18 protein-coding genes are annotated in these 20961 nt (G+C 33.9%); 8 read left to right on the top strand and 10 right to left on the bottom strand.

The genetic code is table 11. The features are described 5' to 3' along the window. Positions 1 to 5: 5 nt before the first annotated feature. Together D1818_RS14945 and D1818_RS14940 are read right to left on the bottom strand one after the other, a co-directional pair. The gene (locus tag D1818_RS14945) at positions 6 to 1904 is read right to left on the bottom strand and encodes an amidophosphoribosyltransferase (protein WP_118459791.1); all 1899 of its coding nucleotides are present in this window, start codon (positions 1902 to 1904) and stop codon (positions 6 to 8) included. A gap of 100 nt (positions 1905 to 2004) precedes the next feature. Beyond that, positions 2005 to 2931 carry a PfkB family carbohydrate kinase gene (locus D1818_RS14940; protein WP_118459790.1) on the bottom strand — a complete coding sequence of 309 codons (927 nt, stop codon included), beginning with the start codon at positions 2929 to 2931 and terminating at the stop codon, positions 2005 to 2007. Positions 2932 to 3244: 313 nt separating this feature from the next. Here D1818_RS14940 and D1818_RS14935 point away from each other — a divergent pair, with 313 nt between their 5' ends. Then, entirely contained in the window at positions 3245 to 4321 is a 1077-nt protein-coding gene (locus tag D1818_RS14935) for a carbohydrate-binding protein (RefSeq protein ID WP_118459789.1), read from the top strand. 242 nt (positions 4322 to 4563) lie between these two features. Next, positions 4564 to 5634: a matrixin family metalloprotease gene (locus D1818_RS14930; RefSeq protein ID WP_233558492.1), complete on the top strand. Its 1071-nt coding sequence runs from the start codon at positions 4564 to 4566 to the stop codon at positions 5632 to 5634. Between the two features lie 132 nt (positions 5635 to 5766). Here the strand turns inward: D1818_RS14930 and D1818_RS14925 are convergent, their stop codons facing one another. Both D1818_RS14925 and purN read right to left on the bottom strand, forming a co-directional pair. Continuing rightward, positions 5767 to 6402, bottom strand: coding sequence for a viroplasmin family protein (locus tag D1818_RS14925; protein ID WP_118463790.1), 636 nt, complete (start codon positions 6400 to 6402; stop codon positions 5767 to 5769). 191 nt (positions 6403 to 6593) lie between these two features. Beyond that, positions 6594 to 7172: a phosphoribosylglycinamide formyltransferase gene (purN, locus tag D1818_RS14920; protein WP_118459787.1), complete on the bottom strand. Its 579-nt coding sequence runs from the start codon at positions 7170 to 7172 to the stop codon at positions 6594 to 6596. A gap of 178 nt (positions 7173 to 7350) precedes the next feature. Between purN and D1818_RS14915 the strand changes: the two genes are divergently transcribed. The 5 genes from D1818_RS14915 (at position 7351) to pyk (ending at position 11716) form a co-directional block, all read left to right on the top strand. Next, positions 7351 to 7584, top strand: coding sequence for an acyl carrier protein (locus D1818_RS14915; RefSeq protein ID WP_027394586.1), 234 nt, complete (start codon positions 7351 to 7353; stop codon positions 7582 to 7584). Between the two features lie 17 nt (positions 7585 to 7601). Next, positions 7602 to 8855, top strand: a complete 1254-nt coding sequence (gene fabF / locus D1818_RS14910) for a beta-ketoacyl-ACP synthase II (RefSeq protein ID WP_118459786.1) — start codon at positions 7602 to 7604, stop codon at positions 8853 to 8855. A 2-nt stretch (positions 8856 to 8857) separates the two neighbouring features. Beyond that, complete coding sequence (rnc, locus tag D1818_RS14905; protein ID WP_118459785.1) at positions 8858 to 9595, top strand: ribonuclease III; 738 nt, start codon at positions 8858 to 8860, stop codon at positions 9593 to 9595. Positions 9596 to 9794: 199 nt separating this feature from the next. After that, positions 9795 to 10289: an IPExxxVDY family protein gene (locus tag D1818_RS14900; RefSeq protein WP_118459784.1), complete on the top strand. Its 495-nt coding sequence runs from the start codon at positions 9795 to 9797 to the stop codon at positions 10287 to 10289. Continuing rightward, positions 10289 to 11716 carry a pyruvate kinase gene (pyk, locus tag D1818_RS14895; protein ID WP_118459783.1) on the top strand — a complete coding sequence of 476 codons (1428 nt, stop codon included), beginning with the start codon at positions 10289 to 10291 and terminating at the stop codon, positions 11714 to 11716. Before D1818_RS14900 ends, pyk begins: the two co-directional genes overlap by 1 nt. Before the next feature lie 54 nt (positions 11717 to 11770). Here the strand turns inward: pyk and D1818_RS14890 are convergent, their stop codons facing one another. From D1818_RS14890 to D1818_RS14865, 6 genes are all read right to left on the bottom strand, one after another. After that, complete coding sequence (locus D1818_RS14890) at positions 11771 to 12178, bottom strand: response regulator (RefSeq protein ID WP_118459782.1); 408 nt, start codon at positions 12176 to 12178, stop codon at positions 11771 to 11773. Between the two features lie 20 nt (positions 12179 to 12198). Next, a complete protein-coding gene (locus D1818_RS14885) occupies positions 12199 to 13650 on the bottom strand; it encodes a PAS domain-containing sensor histidine kinase (RefSeq protein ID WP_118459781.1) in 1452 nt (483 codons plus the stop codon). 44 nt (positions 13651 to 13694) lie between these two features. Further along, positions 13695 to 14090, bottom strand: coding sequence for a DUF2721 domain-containing protein (locus D1818_RS14880; RefSeq protein WP_118459780.1), 396 nt, complete (start codon positions 14088 to 14090; stop codon positions 13695 to 13697). Between the two features lie 141 nt (positions 14091 to 14231). After that, positions 14232 to 14786 carry a collagen-like protein gene (locus tag D1818_RS14875; RefSeq protein ID WP_147406093.1) on the bottom strand — a complete coding sequence of 185 codons (555 nt, stop codon included), beginning with the start codon at positions 14784 to 14786 and terminating at the stop codon, positions 14232 to 14234. Positions 14787 to 14880: 94 nt separating this feature from the next. Beyond that, positions 14881 to 16560, bottom strand: a complete 1680-nt coding sequence (locus tag D1818_RS14870) for a helix-turn-helix domain-containing protein (RefSeq protein ID WP_118459778.1) — start codon at positions 16558 to 16560, stop codon at positions 14881 to 14883. Between the two features lie 102 nt (positions 16561 to 16662). Then, entirely contained in the window at positions 16663 to 19515 is a 2853-nt protein-coding gene (locus D1818_RS14865) for a glycosyl hydrolase (RefSeq protein WP_118459777.1), read from the bottom strand. A 135-nt stretch (positions 19516 to 19650) separates the two neighbouring features. Here D1818_RS14865 and D1818_RS14860 point away from each other — a divergent pair, with 135 nt between their 5' ends. Continuing rightward, a complete protein-coding gene (locus D1818_RS14860) occupies positions 19651 to 20943 on the top strand; it encodes an aminopeptidase P family protein (protein WP_118459776.1) in 1293 nt (430 codons plus the stop codon). Positions 20944 to 20961 lie beyond the last annotated feature (18 nt).

Below are 20961 nucleotides of genomic sequence, written 5' to 3'. Positions count from 1 at the left end.
TTTTTTTAGTACGCACGTTCATCTTTCCCTTCGAAAAAATTTATAAACGCTTTATTTACGACTCTATTCCCTCCTATGGTTGGGTAATCACCTGTAAAATACCAATCTCCTAAATTCTTAGGGCAAGCAACATGAAGATTATCTACAGTTTGATAAATAATTTTTATATCCGCATTGACTGTATCATCAATTAGTAACTCAGCTATTTTATCGCTTATTTCTTGATCAGAAAAACCTTCATATATCTCTTTTACAAAATTCTGAACTTCTTCATCTGCTAGGTTCTCTTGCGCTTTACACTTTTCATACACTTGCTCTACTAGATCATAATTACCATTTTCTTTTAACAATTCTAATGAAGCCTTAAAAGCAATAAGCCCTTCTAATCGCGCCATATCGATTCCGTAACAATCCGGATAACGAATCTGAGGAGCGGAAGAAACAACTATAATTTTTTTAGGTTTTAACCTGTCGAGCATTTTGATAATACTCTTCTTTAAGGTCGTTCCTCTTACGATACTATCGTCTATTATTACCAGATTGTCCTGATGTTTCACTACTCCATATGTAACATCATAAACGTGAGCTACTAAATCATCTCTACTACTATCTTCTGTAATAAATGTACGTAGCTTCGCATCTTTAATAGCTAATTTTTCAGTTCTCAATCTAGAAGAAAGTATTTCTGTCAATCGCTCGTCAGTTAACGAATCTTTCTCAGAAAGTATGGTTTCATTTTTTTGTTTATTTAATTCATCTTGCGCAGCTTCTACCATACCGTAGAAAGATGTTTCCGCGGTGTTAGGTATAAAAGAAAAAACAGTGTTTACAGTATCGTGATCTATTTCCTTTAATACTTGCGGCATAATTAGCTTACCAAGATTCTTTCTTTCTTCATAAATTTCTGCATCACTTCCTCTTGAAAAATAAATACGTTCAAAAGAACAAGCTTTTCTTTCTAATGGCTCAATAATTTTATTTATAGATGTTTTTCCATCTTTTTTAACGATAATAGCTTTTCCTGGATCTAATTCTATAACCTTATCAAATGGAACATTAAACACTGTTTGAATTACAGGTCTTTCAGAAGCCACAACAACTACTTCATCATCTTGATAATAATAAGCCGGTCTTATTCCTGCAGGATCTCTAAGAACAAAAGCATCCCCATGACCTAACATTCCAGCCATAGCATAACCTCCATCCCAATCTCTAGATGATTTCTTAAGGATTTTGACAACATTTAATCTTTCTACAATTTCAGGTGAGGCATCTACTTTACTATAGCCTTCCTTTTTAAGCTTCTTATACAATTTGGCAACTTCAGAATCCAAAAAGTGACCAATTTTTTCCATTACGGTAACAGTATCCACATGATCCTTAGGGTGCTGACCTAATCGTACTAAATTATCAAATAGCACATTATTATTAGTCATATTAAAATTACCCGCTACGATCAGGTTACGATGCATCCAGTTGTTTTGTCTTAAAAAAGGATGTACGCTTTCTACACTATTTTTACCAAATGTACCATAACGAACGTGACCTAATAAAACCTCTCCTATATAAGGAATGTTTTTTTTCTGTAGATCAACATCATCAGCATACTCAGGATGTTCTACCAATTCTTTATTAATTCTATCATTAATTTGCGAAAAAATATCTTGAATTGGTTGCGATTCACTTGAACGAACTCTACTTATGTATCGTTCTCCAGGAGGTGTGTCTAATTTAATACTAGCGAATCCCGCTCCATCTTGTCCGCGATTATGCTGCTTTTCCATCATCAGATACATTTTATTTACTCCATAAAATGCACTTCCGTATTTCTCTTTATAATACTCTAATGGTTTTAATAATCTAATAAATGCTATTCCGCATTCATGTTTTAAGGCATCACTCATTGTATTCCAAAAATTCTATTGTTGTGTTATAGTAGGTCTAATATTTAATTGCCAATTAAAAAAGCCCTTACACGAAATGAGCAGGGCTTATAATTTACTATTAAGACAATTCTATTTCGAATTGTGTTAATTCCCTAAATTGTAGAAGTCGTTTCTGAACTTCTTCTCGTTTTAAGTCTTGCATTCTTTCTGTACCAAACTTCTCCACACAAAAGGAAGCTAGGTTAGAAGCGTGAATGATTGCTTTTTTCATATTCTCAAAAGAGAGATCTCCTGTTTTTGTTAAATACCCAGTAAAACCTCCTGCAAATGTATCTCCAGCTCCTGTAGGATCAAATACCTCTTCTAATGGTAATGCAGGTGCAAAGAAAATTTGGCCATTATGAAATAATAATGCACCGTGTTCTCCCTTTTTGATCACCACATATTTCGGCCCCATTTTCTCAATTGCTCTAGCCGCTTTCACCAATGAATATTCTCCACTTAGTTGTCTTGCTTCCTCATCATTAATAGTAATTACATCTACTTCTGCAATAACTTTCATCAAATCCTCTAAGGCATTGTCCATCCAGAAGTTCATGGTATCCAAAACAGCTAACTTTGGCTTAGTTGTCATTTGTTCTAAAACACTAAGCTGAACTAATGGGTGCAAATTTCCCAACATAACAATTTCTGAATCCTTATACTCAGCAGGAACTACTGGATTAAAATCTGCTAATACATTAAGTTGAGTATCTAAGGTATCCCTAGAGTTTAGGTCATTATGATATCTTCCGCTCCAGAAAAATGTTTTTCCTCCTTTTACAACCTCTATAGCAGAGGTGTCAATGTTTTTCTTTTGAAGCATTGTTAGATATTCCTCTGGGAAGTCATCTCCAACAACAGAAACTATCGCTGAAGGGACATTGAAATTAGCCGCAGAAAGACCTATATATGTTGCGGCTCCGCCTAAGATCTTGTCTGTTTTACCAAATGGTGTCTCTATAGCATCAAAGGCTACAGTACCTACAATAAGTAATTTGCTCATAAAATAGCGTAATATTTTTTTTGCAAATATACGTTTTAGTTTTGAGTAGTAAAGGTATTCATGAAAACTTACTTTCTATTAAAATCTAAGTATCTTTTGACTACCTTCAATTCGTTAGTTTTTGTTTTTTACTTTCCAAAAAAGAGTCTATAATTCTTTCTTGAAAATCTAATTTATCTTGCCAAACCTTTGTTGTCATAAATACAGCGTTTTAACTTTTAACCTAAATAATACATGCAATAATAACATAAAAAGTAGGGTCTTTTCATCTTAAGATGTTTATCTATTACATAACAGCAAACTCAATATAATTATGAAAACTACCAAATTAACCAGGTTAGTTTTGATCTCTTTAGTTTCATTTTCATTGTTTAACTGTGAGAAAGAATCCGAAGAGATTTTCGAAACAAACCAAATTGAAACAGAAAAAGCCGCTCACGTATGTATCGAAAAATGGAATACTGATGATAACATTTCAAAAGCCGCTAGTGTTAAAGCAAAGGAATGGGAAACAGGTCAAACTATCCGAGTGAAATTTTTGAATGGGAATAGTTTTGTTCAATCCAAAGTTCGACAATATGCAGTAGAATGGGAGGATTATGCAAACATTAAGTTTGAATGGGTTTCTTCTAATAGTAGTGCAAACATTAAAATTGGTTTTAGAGAAGGCCAATTTGCCAATGATGGAGGATCTTGGTCATATCTTGGAACCGACTCTAATAACCAAGCACATAGTATGCATTTTGGATGGTTTAATAATAATACATCCGATACTGAATTTAGAAGAACTACAATTCATGAATTTGGACATGCTCTTGGTTTGATTCACGAACATCAAAATCCTGTAGCTGGTATTAACTGGGATAAAGAGGCTGTATATGCATATTATGCAGGACCACCTAACAACTGGAGTAGAGCACAGGTAGACAATAACCTGTTCAGACGTTATGAAGCAAATATTTCTAACTATAGTGAATACGACCCAAAATCTATCATGCACTATCCTATACCTGCAGAACATACTACAGATGGTGTTGCGGTAGGAAGTAACACGCAATTATCTGCAACAGACAAATCCTTTATAGCCACTATTTACCCTGGCACAACCACCGGAAGTGGTAACTGTGACGGTGTGTCAGCATATAATAATAGTGCTTCGTATACTGTTGGTGATCAGGTAACCTATCAAGGAAGTTTATACCAATTAGCAGCTAGTGGGTGGAACAATCTTGGTCCTTGTGATAGTGCTCCAAGCACTGATATTTGCAGTGGTGTATCGGCATATAATAGCAGTACTTCGTATTCTGTTGGTGATCAAGTTACCTATCAGGGAAGTTTGTACCAATTAGCGACTAGTGGATGGAACAATCTTGGAGCTTGTGGTGGCTAAAAGGCATTGATTTACCAACCGATAGTTGTTTATATTAAAAATAGAAATACCCTGTTGTATATTTACTCCAGGGTATTTTTTTGTGTAGCTTATTACTACAATGCTATTTGTTAAAAACATGTTTTTATTACGTTTTTTACGTAATAATTTTATGCTTTTTTTGTATTTTCTTTCAAATATAATTGCATTCCTACTAAATTTTTGTTAATTTTATGATATATTTAACAAAACTCAACATTATTATGAAAAAAAGTAAACTGGCTAGACTAGCCCTGGCTACACTAGTTTCATTTTCTCTATTAAATTGTGAAAAGGACTCTGAAGACGTTTTTGAAACGAATCAGATTGATGATTCCAAAAGCGCACACGTATGTATAGCTAAATGGGATGCACCTAATAGCGCAAAAGCTACTAGTGTTAAAGACAAACAATGGGATACCGGACAAACTATCCGAGTAAAATTTTTAAATGGAAGCAACTTTGTTCAATCTAAGGTTAGACAATATGCAGTAGAATGGGAAAGCTACGCAAATCTAAAATTTGAATGGGTTTCTTCTAATAGCAGCGCGAACATTAAAATTGCCTTTAGAGAGGGTCAATATGCAAACGAAGCTGGTTCTTGGTCTTATCTAGGAACCGATTCTAACAGTTATTCGCATAGTATGCACTTTGGGTGGTTTGATAATAACACCACTGATTCTGAATTTAGAAGAACAACTATTCACGAATTTGGACATGCACTTGGATTGATCCATGAACACCAAAACCCTGTTGCAGGAATTAACTGGGATAAAGAAACCGTATATGCCTATTATGCAGGACCACCAAATAACTGGTCTAGAGCGCAGGTTGATAACAATCTATTTAGACGCTATGATGCTAGTATAACTAACTATAGTACGTATGATCCTCTATCTATTATGCATTACCCAATTCCTGCAGAACATACTCTTGATGGAGTTGGAGTAGGTTCTAATAATCGATTATCAGACACTGATAAACAATTTATTGGCACAATATATCCATTTCCTGCTACTGGCGGAGATATTTGTGCTGGCGTAGCACCATATAATGGTAATGCTTCTTATTCTACTGGAGATCAAGTTACTTATAATGGAGATTTATATCAAAGAACTGCTTCGGGATGGTCAAATCTTGGAGCCTGTGGTCCTATTAGTACCGACCCTTGTGATGGTGTAGCGCCATATAACGGAAGTGCTTCTTATTCTGCTGGAGATCAAGTTACTTATAACGGAGATTTATACCAAAGAACTGCTTCGGGATGGAGTAATCTTGGGCCTTGTGGTGGCTAAAAAAACTTTTAATCATAAAGCGAATTGCTTTATTTATTAGATTTTAATAATCTTATTATTTAAAAAATGCTCCAGAAAAACACTGGAGCATTTTGTTTATTTTATAATTTTTTTTTAATACAATTCCCCACATTACTTTCTGCCAAAATCAGCTGGGATTTCACCCCATGCTTTGGTTTCCCATTTCACTATAGTCGTAGTATATTTGTTTTCTTTAAGCCAAGTAATTGCCCGATCTACCAGATCAAACATTTCCTTGTTTTTCGCGTTACGCTGTAGCTTTGTTTTACAGGTTTTTCTCTGCACCCAACCCATGGCAATTTTAGAATCTGTATATAAAATTCTATCACTACCTTTCTTTTTTAAGTATGCTAATCCGTGAACTAATGCTAAAAACTCACCTATATTATTTGTTCCCTGTGGGAAAGGCCCTTGGTGAAAAAGTTGCTTTACTGTCTGTGTATCCACTCCTCTATACTCCATTTTACCAGGATTACCACTGGAGGCTGCATCTACAGCTATAGAGTATAGATTAGGTTCTCCTATTTTTTCTAATTGTTCTTTGGTAAGAGAAGATTTTGGTTTGCTTTTTCCTTTATAATCTTCATAATCCCCATTATAGGCTTTCTTTGCTAAATCAAAAGATTCAAAAGACTTATACTTTGCACTTGCATACCCTTTTACTGCTGCTTTGCAATCATCCCATTTGGTATAGATACCCGGTTTGTGACCTTCCCAAACAACATAAAACTTTTCTTTCTTGCCCATATTTAGTTGATCGTTATTAGTTACTGCGTTAGGGATAGCAGTGGCATCCTTTTTATTGGTTTTCATAGGTGTCACACTGAACCAGTCGAAGTGTTATCAAAAGCCACCAATAAAAAGATACAACGTATAGCCCGCTCGAACGCCAAAATAATTCTCATTATTTTCAATCTCTCAGATACTCAAAGACTACTTTAAACCTCATCCCTCAATCCTAATACCTTCTCTATAACGACGGGAAAATATTTATATTCTAATGTATGGATTGCCTTAGCCACATCCTCAGCAGAATAATCAGGTGCTACAGGGGTTTTTGCCTGAAAAACAATAGCTCCTTCGTCATAATGTTCGTTTACATAATGAATTGTAATACCACTTTCTTTTTCCTTGTTCTTTACTACCGCCTCGTGAACATGGCTTCCGTACATTCCTTTCCCTCCATATTTAGGAAGTAAAGCAGGATGTATGTTAATTACCTTGTCAGGAAAAGCGTCTATAATCTTTTTTGGAAAAATCCATAAGAATCCAGCCAACACAATAATATCTGGTTGGGCATCTTTAATGATGTTTAACACCTCGTTGGTCGCATAAAATGACTCTTTGTCAAAATGTAAGGCCTCTACTTTCAGGTCATGAGCTCGTTTTAAGACTTTGGCACGCAGGTTGTTAGAGAACACATGTGTAACCTTAGCAGTTTTTCGCTCTTGAAAGTATTTAATTATATTTTCGGCATTGGTGCCGGAACCGGAAGCAAAAATTATGATACGCTTCATAGATAGAGTTGTTAAATTAGAGAGCACAAAAAAAATAATTATTATCCATTTTTAGGCAGCAAAAAGCCAATACTTCCATATATTTGATAAAATACAAATACATTTTTAGAGGATTGTGGGGTTTTAAAATAAAGTTTTTTATTTTTGCCACCTAATTAAAAAATTAAAATTAAACATTATGTCAGACATTGCATCAAGAGTAAAAGCGATAATCGTTGACAAATTAGGAGTAGACGAAAATGAGGTTGTAACTGAAGCTAGCTTCACAAATGACCTAGGCGCTGATTCGTTAGACACTGTAGAATTGATTATGGAATTCGAAAAAGAATTCGATATTCAGATTCCAGATGATCAAGCTGAAAACATTGCAACAGTTGGTCAAGCAATATCTTATATTGAAGACGCAAAGTAATAACTTCACAACACAATATGAATCTTAAGCGAGTTGTAGTCACAGGACTAGGGGCATTAACGCCCATCGGTAACAATATTGAAGAATATTGGGATGGATTGGTAAATGGTAAGAGCGGTTGCGCACCCATTACTTATTTCGATACCGAACATTTCAAGACTAAATTTGCTTGCGAAGTCAAAAATTACAATCCCACGGATTATTTCGAAAGAAAAGAAGCGCGCAAACTCGATAAATTCGCGCAGTACGCTATTGTTTCTTCAGAAGAAGCAATAAAAGATGCTGCTATTGATCTTGAGAAGGTTGATAAATTTAGAGTTGGTGTTATCTGGGGTGCTGGTATTGGTGGATTAGAAACTTTTCAGGAAGAAGTAATTGGTTATGCCAATGGGAATGGAACACCTCGTTTCAATCCTTTCTTCATCCCAAAAATGATCGCTGATATCGCTCCAGGACATATTTCTATTAGAAACGGTTTTATGGGACCTAACTATACTACAGTTTCGGCTTGTGCCTCTTCTGCCAATTCAATGATTGATGCTTTAAACTATATTCGTTTAGGACATTGTGATATTATTGTTACTGGAGGAAGTGAAGCAGCAGTTACTATTGCTGGTATGGGAGGATTTAATGCGATGCATGCTTTATCAACAAGAAACGAGAGTCCAGAAACTGCCTCTAGACCTTTTGATGCTACCAGAGATGGTTTTGTCTTAGGAGAAGGTGGTGGAGCCCTTATTCTTGAAGAGTATGAACACGCTAAAGCACGTGGTGCAAAAATCTATGCAGAGGTTGTTGGTGGTGGAATGTCTAGTGATGCTTATCACATGACCGCCCCTCATCCAGATGGGATTGGAGTAGAACGTGTAATGCTTAACTGTTTAAGAGACGCAGGTGTACAACCAGAACAAGTAGACGCTATAAACACTCACGGAACATCCACTCCTTTAGGAGATGTTGCAGAATTGAAAGCAATTACTAAAGTTTTTGGAGATCACGCACCTACTATGAATATAAATTCGACAAAATCTATGACTGGACACTTACTTGGTGCAGCTGGAGCTATAGAATCAATTGCTTCTATCCTTGCTATGCAACACAGTATAGTTCCTCCAACAATCAATCACACCACTGTGGATGAGAACATAGATAATAGGTTAAATTTAACTTTGAACAAAGCACAAAAACGTGAGATTACGTATGCGATGAGCAATACATTTGGCTTCGGAGGTCATAATGCTTGTGTATTATTTAAAAAACTAGACGAATAATAATGAGTGTTATTCGCAACATATTAAATTCCCGCTCTGAAAAGAACGGGAATTTTTTTTCCAAAATTCAAAACATTCTCGGGTTCAAACCTAAGAATATAGGCCCTTATGAAAAGGCTTTTACTCACCGTTCCCTAAATTTAAAAGATAAAAAAGGAAATGCTGTTAACTACGAAAGGCTAGAGTTTCTAGGTGATGCCATGCTTAGTAGTGTTATTGCTGCTCACTTATTTAAAGAAGTTCCTGAAGGTAATGAAGGGTATCTTACTAAGATGAGAGCTAAGGTAGTAAGTAGAAAACATCTGAACGAGCTGGGGAAAGATCTAAAATTAATTGATCTCGTTCGCACAAACATTCCAAAATCTCAATTTGGTATAAATATTCATGGTAATTTATTTGAAGCACTGATTGGTGCTATTTATCTGGATAAAGGATTTGTCTATTGTGAGCGTTTTATACACGAGGCCGTTATCAATCCCTATGTAGATATAGAAAGCCTAGAAGGACAGATTATTAGTTATAAAAGTTTATTGATAGAGTGGTGTCAAAAAGTAAAAAAGAACTTTAACTATGAAATCTATGAAGATACTGGAAAAGATGAAATGAAACATTTTGCGGTAAAGCTTTGGATTGATGAAAAGGTAGTCGCAAAAGCCAGAGCAACTTCTAAGAAAAAAGCAGAAGAAAAAGCATCAAAAAGAGCGTATTTCGCATTCCAATCAAAAATCAATTTTCCTTAAAACACAACCGTTCTTTTATTTCTATGCTAAAAAAGGTGTTAATAGATTATAAAATTGTCATTTTATCCTCAGTTTTATCCTAGGTTAGCTAAAAGATACTAACTCAATCGTTTTCGTATAATATCTTTATCTTTAATTAAACTTCTAAGGAAATTTTATTTGTATATTTCTCGATAATTCTGGAAAAATGTAAATTCTAATGGCGATCCAAAGGTTAGTTTTAGATACCATTATGGATGATGATTATGACCTAATTGCCATTCATTGTTCGTTAGCTTCATATCGATTAGCTTTTGGGTTAAACAAATATGTGGATCTTCGGCTTTTCAGAAAAAAACAAGATATAAAGTTTGAATATGATACACATTCGGCAAGTTTTCCGCTGTTTCAATATCACGATCATTTTCAATATAACACCTATAGTCTTTTGGGAAATAAATTCAGAACAAAAATTGAATCAGAAACTGCTGCTGTACAAGGGTTATTTGCCGCAGAAGAAGAGGATAATTATGTTACTAAATACCTAATTCCTGAATTAAAAAATGTAGATTATTTTTTAAAGATAGAAGCTGAAACTTCTCAATTTTCGAGTAAATCATTGACAAGTAAATTACTTACTATTCCGCAAATCATAACAGCTTATGTAGTGGATTATACACAACTAAAATCAAAGAACAATTTAATATTTGAATAATGCCAAAAACTAAAAAGACTAAAATAGTGGCAACACTTGGACCTGCTACCAGTACTAAAGAAGTATTGAAGAATATGCTAGATGCAGGTGTAAATGTTTTTAGAATTAACTTTTCTCATGCTGACTATGAAGATGTAAAAGAGCGTGTAAAAATGATACGTGATTTAAGTTCGGAGCACGGTTATAACGCATCTATATTAGCGGATCTACAAGGACCTAAATTAAGAGTAGGTGTTATGAAAGGTGATATCATTGTTAATGATGGCGATTTTATTAATTTTGTTACAGGAAAAGCTTTTGAAGGTACTGCGGAAAGTGTTTATATGAACTATGACAGTTTTCCAAAAGACGTAAAATCAGGCGAACGAGTTTTACTTGATGATGGAAAGTTAATTTTTGAAGTAGTTTCTACAAACAATAAGGATACTGTTAAAGCTAAAGTAATTCAAGGTGGGCCTCTACGATCTAAAAAAGGAGTGAATCTACCAAATACTGATATTTCCTTGCCTGCACTTACGGAAAAAGATATTAAAGATGCAATTTTTGCCTGTAGTCTGGAAGTAGACTGGATGGCATTGTCTTTTGTGCGTCATGCTCAGGATCTTATAGAGTTACAAGAACTTATAAAGGAAAACACAGAACATAAAATTCCTATTGTTGCGAAAATTGAAAAACCAGAAGGTGTAGAAAACATCGATAAGATTGTTGCTTATTGCGATGGGTTAATGGTTGCAAGAGGAGATCTTGGTGTAGAAATTCCTGCTCAAGAAGTTCCTTTAATTCAGAAGAAACTGGTTTTAAAAGCAAAAACAGCTAGAATACCAGTGATTATAGCAACACAAATGATGGAAACTATGATCGATAGTTTAACGCCAACTCGTGCTGAAGTTAATGACGTAGCTAATTCTGTTATGGATGGTGCTGATGCTGTAATGTTATCTGGTGAAACATCGGTGGGTAAATATCCTGTGCAGGTTATCGAAACAATGACAAAAATAATTAATAGTGTAGAGAACTCTGATCTGATACAAGTTCCTCAAAATCCTCCACACATAAGAACAAACCGATTTATTACAAAATCTATCTGTTACCACGCAGCACATATGGCAAATGATATAAATGCTAAAGCCATTTGTACATTAACTAATAGTGGATATACTGCTTTTCAGATCTCTGCCTGGAGGCCTGGAGCTCATATTCTGGTTTTTACAAGCAACAGAAGAATCCTATCTCAACTTAGTCTTCTTTGGGGGGTAAAAGCGTTTTATTACGATAAGTATGTTAGTACAGATGAGACAGTACAAGATGTTAATAATTTAGCTTTAGAACGTGGATTTGTAGAAAAAGGTGATATGTTAATAAATCTTGCTGCTATGCCTGTAGCAGAAAAAGGGATGGTAAATACATTAAGAGTATCTCAGATGTAAATATTGTTTATTAAGATATTTTATTGAGGCCTCATAAATGAGGCCTCAATTGTTTTAAGCTGCACTAAAAATAGACTCTAATTCTTCAATCGTAATTGGTTTAATTAAATAGTCCTTGACACTCTTTATGCTTTTTGCTTTATTGATGTCCAGTGGATTAATAGAAGAACTTACAATATAAAGCGTAATCACTTTTCCGAATTTATTCTTAATCGTAATAAATTTTTCTAAAAACTCCCATCCATCCATTACCGGCATATTAAGATCTAAAAAAATAATCTCGGGAATGCTTTCTTCATTCAAATTGCTTAAAATCGCTTCAAAATATCCTAAAGCTTTCTTTCCATTTTCAAAAACTAATAAGTTCTGACAAAGCTGTTTTGCCTCAATTATTCGTTTCACTAAATTTACATATACACTATCATCATCGATAATGCATGCTACTCCTATTTTATCGCCCATTATATAAGAATTGTTTGTGTTTAAAATTCAATAGTAAAAGTTGTTCCTTTATCAACCTCACTTTCTACACTTATAGTTCCATCCATGGATTCTACTTGGTTTTTGGTTAGGAACAACCCAATACCTACAGCGTCTTTGTTGTAATGAAAGGTTTTATACATGCCAAACACTTTGTCTTTAAAAAGTGCCATATCAATTCCAATTCCATTATCCGATACCTTTAGGTATCTACTTCCTTCTTCAATATATGTTTTAATTATAATGATTGGGTCTCTATCTGGATGTTTATACTTAATTGCATTGGTAATTAAGTTGAGTAAAATACTCTCTAGATAAGCTGGTATATAATCGATTTCTTCGATTTCACTAAAATCAGACCGTATTTGACAATTACTATTGCTAATCACATGACTGATTCCATTGACCACTAGTTTTAAAGCATCTTTAAATTTTACAGGTACTCTTTCTTGTTTATTATTGGTTTGTACAGTAACAACTTCGTTAAGGTGTTCTATCGTGGTATTTAGATTAGAGGAAATGGTTTTCACCTCTTTAATTAATTCTTCTTTTTCCTTAGGGTCATCAATATCTTCTATAAGTTGAACTAGCAGAGATAAGTTACTAGTATGTGATCTAAGATTATGAGAAACAATATGCGCAAAATTAAATAGCCTAGAATTCTGAGCAGCTATAATATCGACAGATTTCTGAAGTCTAATTTCTTTACTTTTTATATCATCAATATCCTGAAAAACACCTCGAATACCTATAATCTCTTTATTTTCATTGTACACAGGTTTTCCGATTGCTCTTGCCCAAAATTCTCTCTTATTAGCCGTCACCATTTTTATTTCGGTATTAAACGGTGTCCCCATCATAGCACAATTAAAGAAACAATCAGCGGCCAATTGTCTGCAATCTTCCGTATAATAGTTAGCTGAATCTTTTAGAGAAGGCTTATAATCTTCTGGATACTCTAGTATTCTATAAGTTTCAAAATCCCAATAACTTCCTTTTTTATGAAAATCTACATACCAGCTTCCTGTGGAAGTCATCTGGGCGGTTTCTTTATAATAGAAATTGTCTTTTTTAATTGTATTCTCAGGTTCCAACCTTATCTCAAAGAAAAAAACAAAATTAGTTTCAGCTTTAATGTTTACTGGTAACGCATCGTTCGTAGCACATCGAAACAATTGATACTTGCCTTTTTTATTCAGTATCTTAATATGTTGTTTAAAGTTTACAGAATTTATTCGATAATTTAAAAAATTGTCTCTAAAGACATCAACATCTTCTTTATGAATAAGATGTTCTAAAAAATAATCAAAATTAGATTCTATATCATTTCTAGAATATCCAAGGATTTCATAAAATCTATCTGACCAATTTTCTCTATACGGATCTCGATGTAACTCCCAATACCCTGTATTGAAATCTTGCATTACATTATTAAAAAGTTCATTCTGGAGCATTTAAAGTCGGTTAAAAAATAATGATCCTAACAATATAAGAATTTCTAATTGTTTTCTTCAATTCTGTCTAACCTTATAGATAATGCTTTTGTAGAAATCTGAACCTCTATAAATGATAAAAAAAGTGAAATCATTAAGGCAAATAAACTTATCCCGAATATTAAATTGGCCAAACTATTTTCTTCTACATATAGTAAAAACATAGTGACTACACTGGTAAGAAAACTAATAATAGCAATTGCTTGCATGTTTCTTATCAACCATAATCGTTTTCTGAGGTTTTTTATTTGTAATACTGTATTCTTTGATGGAGAGGTCAGGTATTCTTTGTGTAACTGACGTATTAGCCCTGCAATGGCAAGGTATCTGGCATTATAGGCTAACATTGTTAAAGATATTGCTGGAAACAATAATGCAGGAATGCTCATGGTAAGTGTCATAGAAAACTTTTTTATAGACACTAATTTACTTCAAAACTTTTACTTCATAAATGATTCTAAGATATTAGAAAACGAAGCAGTGAACAAGAATGTCTTGCTCACTGCTACAAATCCTAAATAATAAATAGTAGAGTCTAAGGGTTATTTCGGTATATTAAATAGTGTCGTTATTTCTTTATAACTCATATGTTTAAGATCCTCTGAAGATCTCGAACTATTTATAGCTACTTCTCCAGGAATAATAATATATCTAAAAACATCATTTAGAAATGGTTCTCCTATATCATTAATACCTACTCCCTCTACACCAATATTAAGTGTTCCCGCATTAATTACTCTGAAGAAGTAGTTTTCGTTTAAGAAACCATAAAATGTAACCGGAACCTGGTAAATTGTATTAGTTGTGCTTCTAGCATAAACCAAAATTGTACCTGTATCCAAGATTTCTTGCGTGATTTCTGGAGCGTCTATATTAAACGCATCGAAACCATCGGTAATATCATTCTCAAATCCAGAATCTATCCAATCAGAATACATTACGTTTGCCGTTCCAGGTTCTCCTTGCGGGCCTTGATCACCTTGAGGCCCTTGTTCTCCTTGCGGGCCAACTGCACCATCCTCTCCTTCACAAGAAAAAATAAATATAGATAACATCACTACAGTAATAAGCCTCACTAAATTTGTCATTGTTTTCATTCTTTTACGATTTAAAAGTTAATGCAACAAACCTAGCAATGGAAAGAAGTGGAGGTGTCCGAAAAATTTGAATTTCAAAGAATTCGGACGGTATTTAGGGGGTTTCCCTATATTCTTTGGGTGATATACCTGTATGTTTTTTAAAAGCGCTATAAAAAGTAGATTTAGAATTAAAACCTGATTCTAAAGCAATGTCTAATATTGTGTAATTTGTAAATTTTGGATCCTTTAGCTTAGACTTAGCATCATCGATACGAAAGCTATTTACATAATCCGAAAAATTAGATCCACTTAATTTATTTACCATTTGCGATAAATAATTACTACTTATCTTCAACATTTTAGAAATGCTATCCAGACCTAAATTAGAGTCTCTGTAAATCTTAGCCTCTTTCATTAAAAAATGAAGTTCTTTAAAATACAAATTGTCATTGGTAATATTAGTAGTATTCTTAATATTAATCTGCGAAAGCTTCTTTGCTGTTAGTTTAGCGATTAGTTGAAACAGAAGGATATGATGTTCATCAAAAAAACCTTCTTCGGAATGTTCAGAATCTAAAACCCCTATAACCGTGCCTTCAATCATAATCGGAACCGCTAATTCAGATTTTCGGCTAATATCGTCCACAACATATCGATCATCATAGGTCACATTATATACACACTCATACTCTCCTGATTGGGCAACCTGCCCTACAATTCCTTCTCCAAGAGAAATTTCTATCGGACTTAATATTTTACGTTCTCCCTGGTTTTTATTACCAAATGCAGCTTTCTGAATAAGTACATTTTTTGATGTATCTATGATATAGATGATACAGTCTTCTAATTGCAGATATGCTATACAATTCTCTACAATATCCCATAATACATCTTCAAGCTTATTTTTATCAAATAAAGATGTAGAAAAATAGCTCAATATCCCTGTAATCTGAGACGGCTTGTCATAATGGATCAATTCTAGTTCTTCTTCTGAAAACATATGATTAAGTCCTGACATCCTAAAATTCTGAATGGCTTTTTGCACTGCTTCTTCCTCAGATTGTTTTCTTTTAGATACTTCATTAAGATGCGTTGATCCCAAATATAAAAACGTATAAAAAAACAGTAGGTATAAGATCCAAAATGGATAGTATGGAAAATGACCGCTTATATCTTCTCTTATAAAAAATAGAACAATCGTCAATAACCAAATAATATTGAACGTAATAAATACGGCAACAATGGTTTTAATCCATTGTGTTTTTTTCCTTACTTGATCAAAAGATAGTTTGCCTATAGTATTTTCATACTTACGAATAATCAAAAGATTCCAAATACTAAGAATAATACTAAATGTCAATGTTGAGTTTTCATCAACTTCTGTGTGAATTATAGTAAAAACTTCATTAGAGATCCATGCGTAATCCAGGAAAACATTCACCTTAAGTACCGTGTATAATACAAAAAAACCAATAAACGGAAGGAACAAGTAATTTCGATTCCTTTTATATACTTCTTCTTTTTTTAGATAGTAACAAATAAATCCTGTAAAATATACTGGCGACAGATATTGAAAGGGGATAAAAAAAGCCAGTATCCAAGCATGCTCCTTATGAACTCCAAAATCCATTAGAAGCACCTGTATAATTACAAGATTAGCGGTAATTAAGATTCCGTAAAAAAAACGATAGGTTCTGCCCTTTTTCCAGTAAACAAGTAGCTTCCACAATGCCATAACAACAAGTGTCAGGCATCCTAAAAAGATGACCGTATTGTAGGGGTTTACTTTCATTACGTTGGTTAATAAACTTTAATATAAAGTAACGCAAAAAGATTGATTGTCTTTATATAATTGTGTAATAAATCCTAAACGTAATAAATCTATGTTTATGTTTTATTTTACCTCAAAAGGGACTTTTTTTGTTTGTCCTCCATTTGAAATAATTACCTCGTATTTTCCAACAGGAAGATAATATTTACCGTTTTTCTTTTTTGTAATTTCTTCATCAGGAAACTCTTTTAACAATGCTTTTCTTCCTTTTTCAGAAATTGTAAGATCATACGCTACATAATTAAGACCTTTATCAGAATCTGAAGAAAACTCCTGAAGCGTTTTTCCGCTTTCAGTTTCAATCTTAACAGTAGTTGTTTCAGAATTATTTGCATAATACCTAATAGTAGTAGAAGGCTCATAAGCATCTAACCACTTACTCCAAGAGCTTCCCCAACGTGGAGAAGCTTTTACAATGCTCATTGGATATAAATACAAACCAGAAGCAAGGACTTCTCCATTTAAATCTTGTAACGGTTCAATATTTGTTTTATATATACTTCTTCCGTGAGTTCCTAACAACAAATCGTTGGCTTCGGGTTGTACCACAATATCGTGAACCGCTACATTTGGTACTCCATTAGAAAATACTTGCCAGGTGTTTCCTTTATCCAAAGAAACATAAGCACCATTATCCGAACCGACATACAACACATTTTCATTTTTAGGATCTTCTTTTATTACGTTAACTGCAGATCTAGGTAATTCTCTTCCTATATTTTTCCAAGTTTGACCATAATCATCACTCATATATACATACGCAGTAAAGTCATCCCATCGATATCCATTTAAGCTTACATAAACTCGCTCTTTTTTGTGTGTAGAGGCAACAACTCTGGACACCCATAAATCTTTTGGAAAACTATCAGAAATTTTATTCCAGTTTCCTCCTGCGTTTTTAGTAACATAAACCAAACCATCATCACTACCTGTATATATGAGCCCAAACTGAAATACAGATTCAGAAATTGAAGATAATGTCCCATAAGCTACATTTCCTTTTTTACCTCCATTGGTAAGATCATCAGAAATTGCTGTCCACTCATTTCCTTGATTCATCGATCTCATCAATTTATTTCCACCTAAATACAGAATATCCTGATTGTGTGGTGATAATAAAATAGGTGTTTGCCAATTAAATCGGTAAGGTGATTCTCCTAATTCGTGTTTTGGCTGAATATAGGTTTGTTCATCAGTTGATCGATCTAATCTAAAATAATTTCCAAACTGAAATCCAGTATACACAATATTACTATCTCGATTATCAATCTGTACCTGCATACCATCACCTCCCATAATACTTTTCCAAGGATAATGACCACTTTGATGCCAGGAAGCATTTTCTTGTGCATTTACAGAACCAACCCAAACTCCGTTATCCTGCAATCCTCCGTACACGTTATATGGTTTCTCGTGATCAATATTAATTGCATAAAACTGTCCCACACTTGGTTGATTTGCTTTGATCCAGTGTTCTCCATCATCATAACTAATATTAACACCACCATCGTTTCCGTTAATAAGATGGTTTGGGTTATTAGGATTTATCCAAAGTGAATGATGATCAGCGTGCACATTTTCTGCACTAATACTTTTATACGTTTTTCCTCCATCTTTTGATTTAAGAATCGGTACTCCTGAGATATAAATATGATCTTTATTAGCAGGATTAACCTGTATTTGCGCAAAATAATATCCATAACTATAAAAGATATCGTCTAGGTATTCTTTATGTGTTTTTCCCCAGGTTTTACCTCCATCATCGCTTCTGTATACTTCGGCTCCGATTACTGGAGTATCAAAAAGGGCAGCATTTGCATTTTCTAAATACTTCGCTAAATCAATTGGCTTCACAGAACCACTACGAACCATTTGCTTTACATTTTCCGCACGATATTTTTCTTGAAATCCATTTGTTTTTAAGTAACGATTCAGCTTTTTGTCTTCTAAATTTAAAAAAGCTTCTACAGACATAGTCTTAAAATCATCCTTAGAGAGCCCAGAACTTTTTTCTGTCTTTTTACTTTCATCTCTTCTAAATTGACTATCATGAACCGCATATAAAGTATTGGAGTCAAAAACTGCCAATCCTATTCTTCCTACTCCGTTTCCCGTTGGGAAACCACTTCCTTCTAATGAAATTTTATTCCAAGTGTTACCAGCATCTGTGCTTTTATAAATACCAGAACCAGATCCGTTTCCTTCAAAATTCCATGCTTTACGATCCTTATCCCAAGCTGCAGCATACATAATATTGAAATTATCTGGTGCGTAAGCAACATCAATAATTCCTGTTTCATTATTAATAAACAATGTTTTTTTCCAGGTATTACCTCCGTCCGTAGTTTTATACATCCCTCTTTCTTCATTATTAGAATACAAATGTCCTGTGGCACCAACTATAACCTCATCCGAATTATTAGGGTTTATTATAATTCTTCCGATATGATGAGAATCAATCAATCCAACATTTTTCCAGGTTTTTCCTTTGTCACTTGATTTCAGAATACCTATTCCTGCATAAGACGATCTGGATGAATTATTTTCTCCAGTACCAACCCAAATAGTTCCTTTTTTCCAATCTACAGCGATATCACCTACATTGATAGTTTCAGCATTATCCAAAACAGGTTCGAAAGTTGTTCCATTATTTTTAGTATACCACAATCCTCCTGAAGCATACCCAACATAAAATTCTGCTGTGTTTTCAGGGTTTACATCCACATCTACTACACGTCCGCTCATTACGGATGGACCTATATTTTCAAAAGGAACATTCTTAACAAGAGATGATTTTTCTAGTTGTTTTTTTTGTAATAATCCTTTTTGAATCTCTTCGGCTTTTGTTGCTGGTTGTTGAGAAAAAATAGAAATACTAACGAATAATAGTAAAAAAGATGAGATGTATGTTTTCATTACGATGGAAATTTAGTTGGCTGAAAGTATGTAATGCTACTATAGTGTCAAAATTTTTAGATATTGTTTAACAATACATCCTTTTGGCTTTAGTATTTTTGGAAATCCATAATACACATCTAATACATTGAAAATATGAAATACCACCTAATAGATAAAAATCTCTTTATAAAGAACAGAAAGAACTTTGCAACTAAGATGAAACCTAATAGCATTGCGGTTTTCAATAGTAATGACATCTATCCTATTAGCGCTGATAGTACCATGCCTTTTGAGCAACATAGAGATATTTTTTATCTAAGTGGAGTAGATCAGGAAGAAAGCATTTTAATACTGTTCCCTGATGCTCCCAATGAAAAACATCGTGAAATTTTATTCCTAAAAGAAACCAGTGAATTAATTGCTATCTGGGAAGGTGAAAAACTAACCAAGGAAAAGGCTTTTGAAACTTCAGGAATCAAAACAGTGTATTGGTTACAGGATCTGGAGAAAATATTCTTTGAGATCATGACACAATGTGATACCGTATATGTAAATACAAATGAGCATTATAGAGCAAATGTAGAAACCGAAACCAGAGAAGATCGTTTTACTAAATGGTGGAAAGCTAAATACCCTGCACATGCTGTTGCAAAAAGTAACCCTATTCTACAGCGATTACGTTCTGTAAAAGACCCAATAGAAATTGATCTGATGCAAACCGCTTGTAACATCACAGAAAAAGGATTCAGAAGATTACTTGGTTTTGTAAAACCAGAAGTGTGGGAATACAATATTGAAGCAGAGTTGTTACACGAATTTATAAATCACCGATCTAAAGGTTTTGCATATACTCCAATCATTGCCAGTGGTAATAATGCCAATGTATTGCATTATATAGAAAATAATCAACAATGTAAAGCTGGAGATCTTATCCTAATGGATATTGCTGCAGAATACGCTAATTACTCTAGTGATTTAAGTCGTACAATTCCTGTTTCTGGTAAGTTTACAGATCGTCAGAGAGCTGTTTACAATGCCGTTTTACGAGTAAAAAATGAAGCTACCAAAATGCTAGTACCCGGAACTATCTGGGCTGATTATCATGTAGAAGTAGGTAAGATTATGACTTCAGAATTATTAGGACTTGGACTTATAGATAAAGCCGATGTACAAAATGAAGACCCTGATTGGCCAGCTTATAAAAAGTATCTCATGCACGGTACTTCGCATCATATTGGATTAGACACCCACGATTATGGAATCTTAACGGAGCCTATGCAGGCAAATATGGTCTTTACTGTAGAACCTGGTATTTATATTCCTGATGAAGGTTTTGGAATTAGATTAGAGGATGATGTAGTAATACAAGAAAAAGGAGAACCTTTTAACCTTATGGCAAATATTCCTATTGAAGCGGAAGAAATAGAAGAGTTGATGAATCAGTAAAAAGCTGGATTTCTAATT

Origin of the sequence: Aquimarina sp. BL5 (assembly GCF_003443675.1) — a bacterium.
In the GTDB taxonomy this organism is placed as follows: Bacteria; Bacteroidota; Bacteroidia; order Flavobacteriales; family Flavobacteriaceae; genus Aquimarina.
The sequence above is the reverse complement of the archived record's forward strand: the minus strand, read 5'-3'. Positions and strand labels throughout refer to the sequence as shown.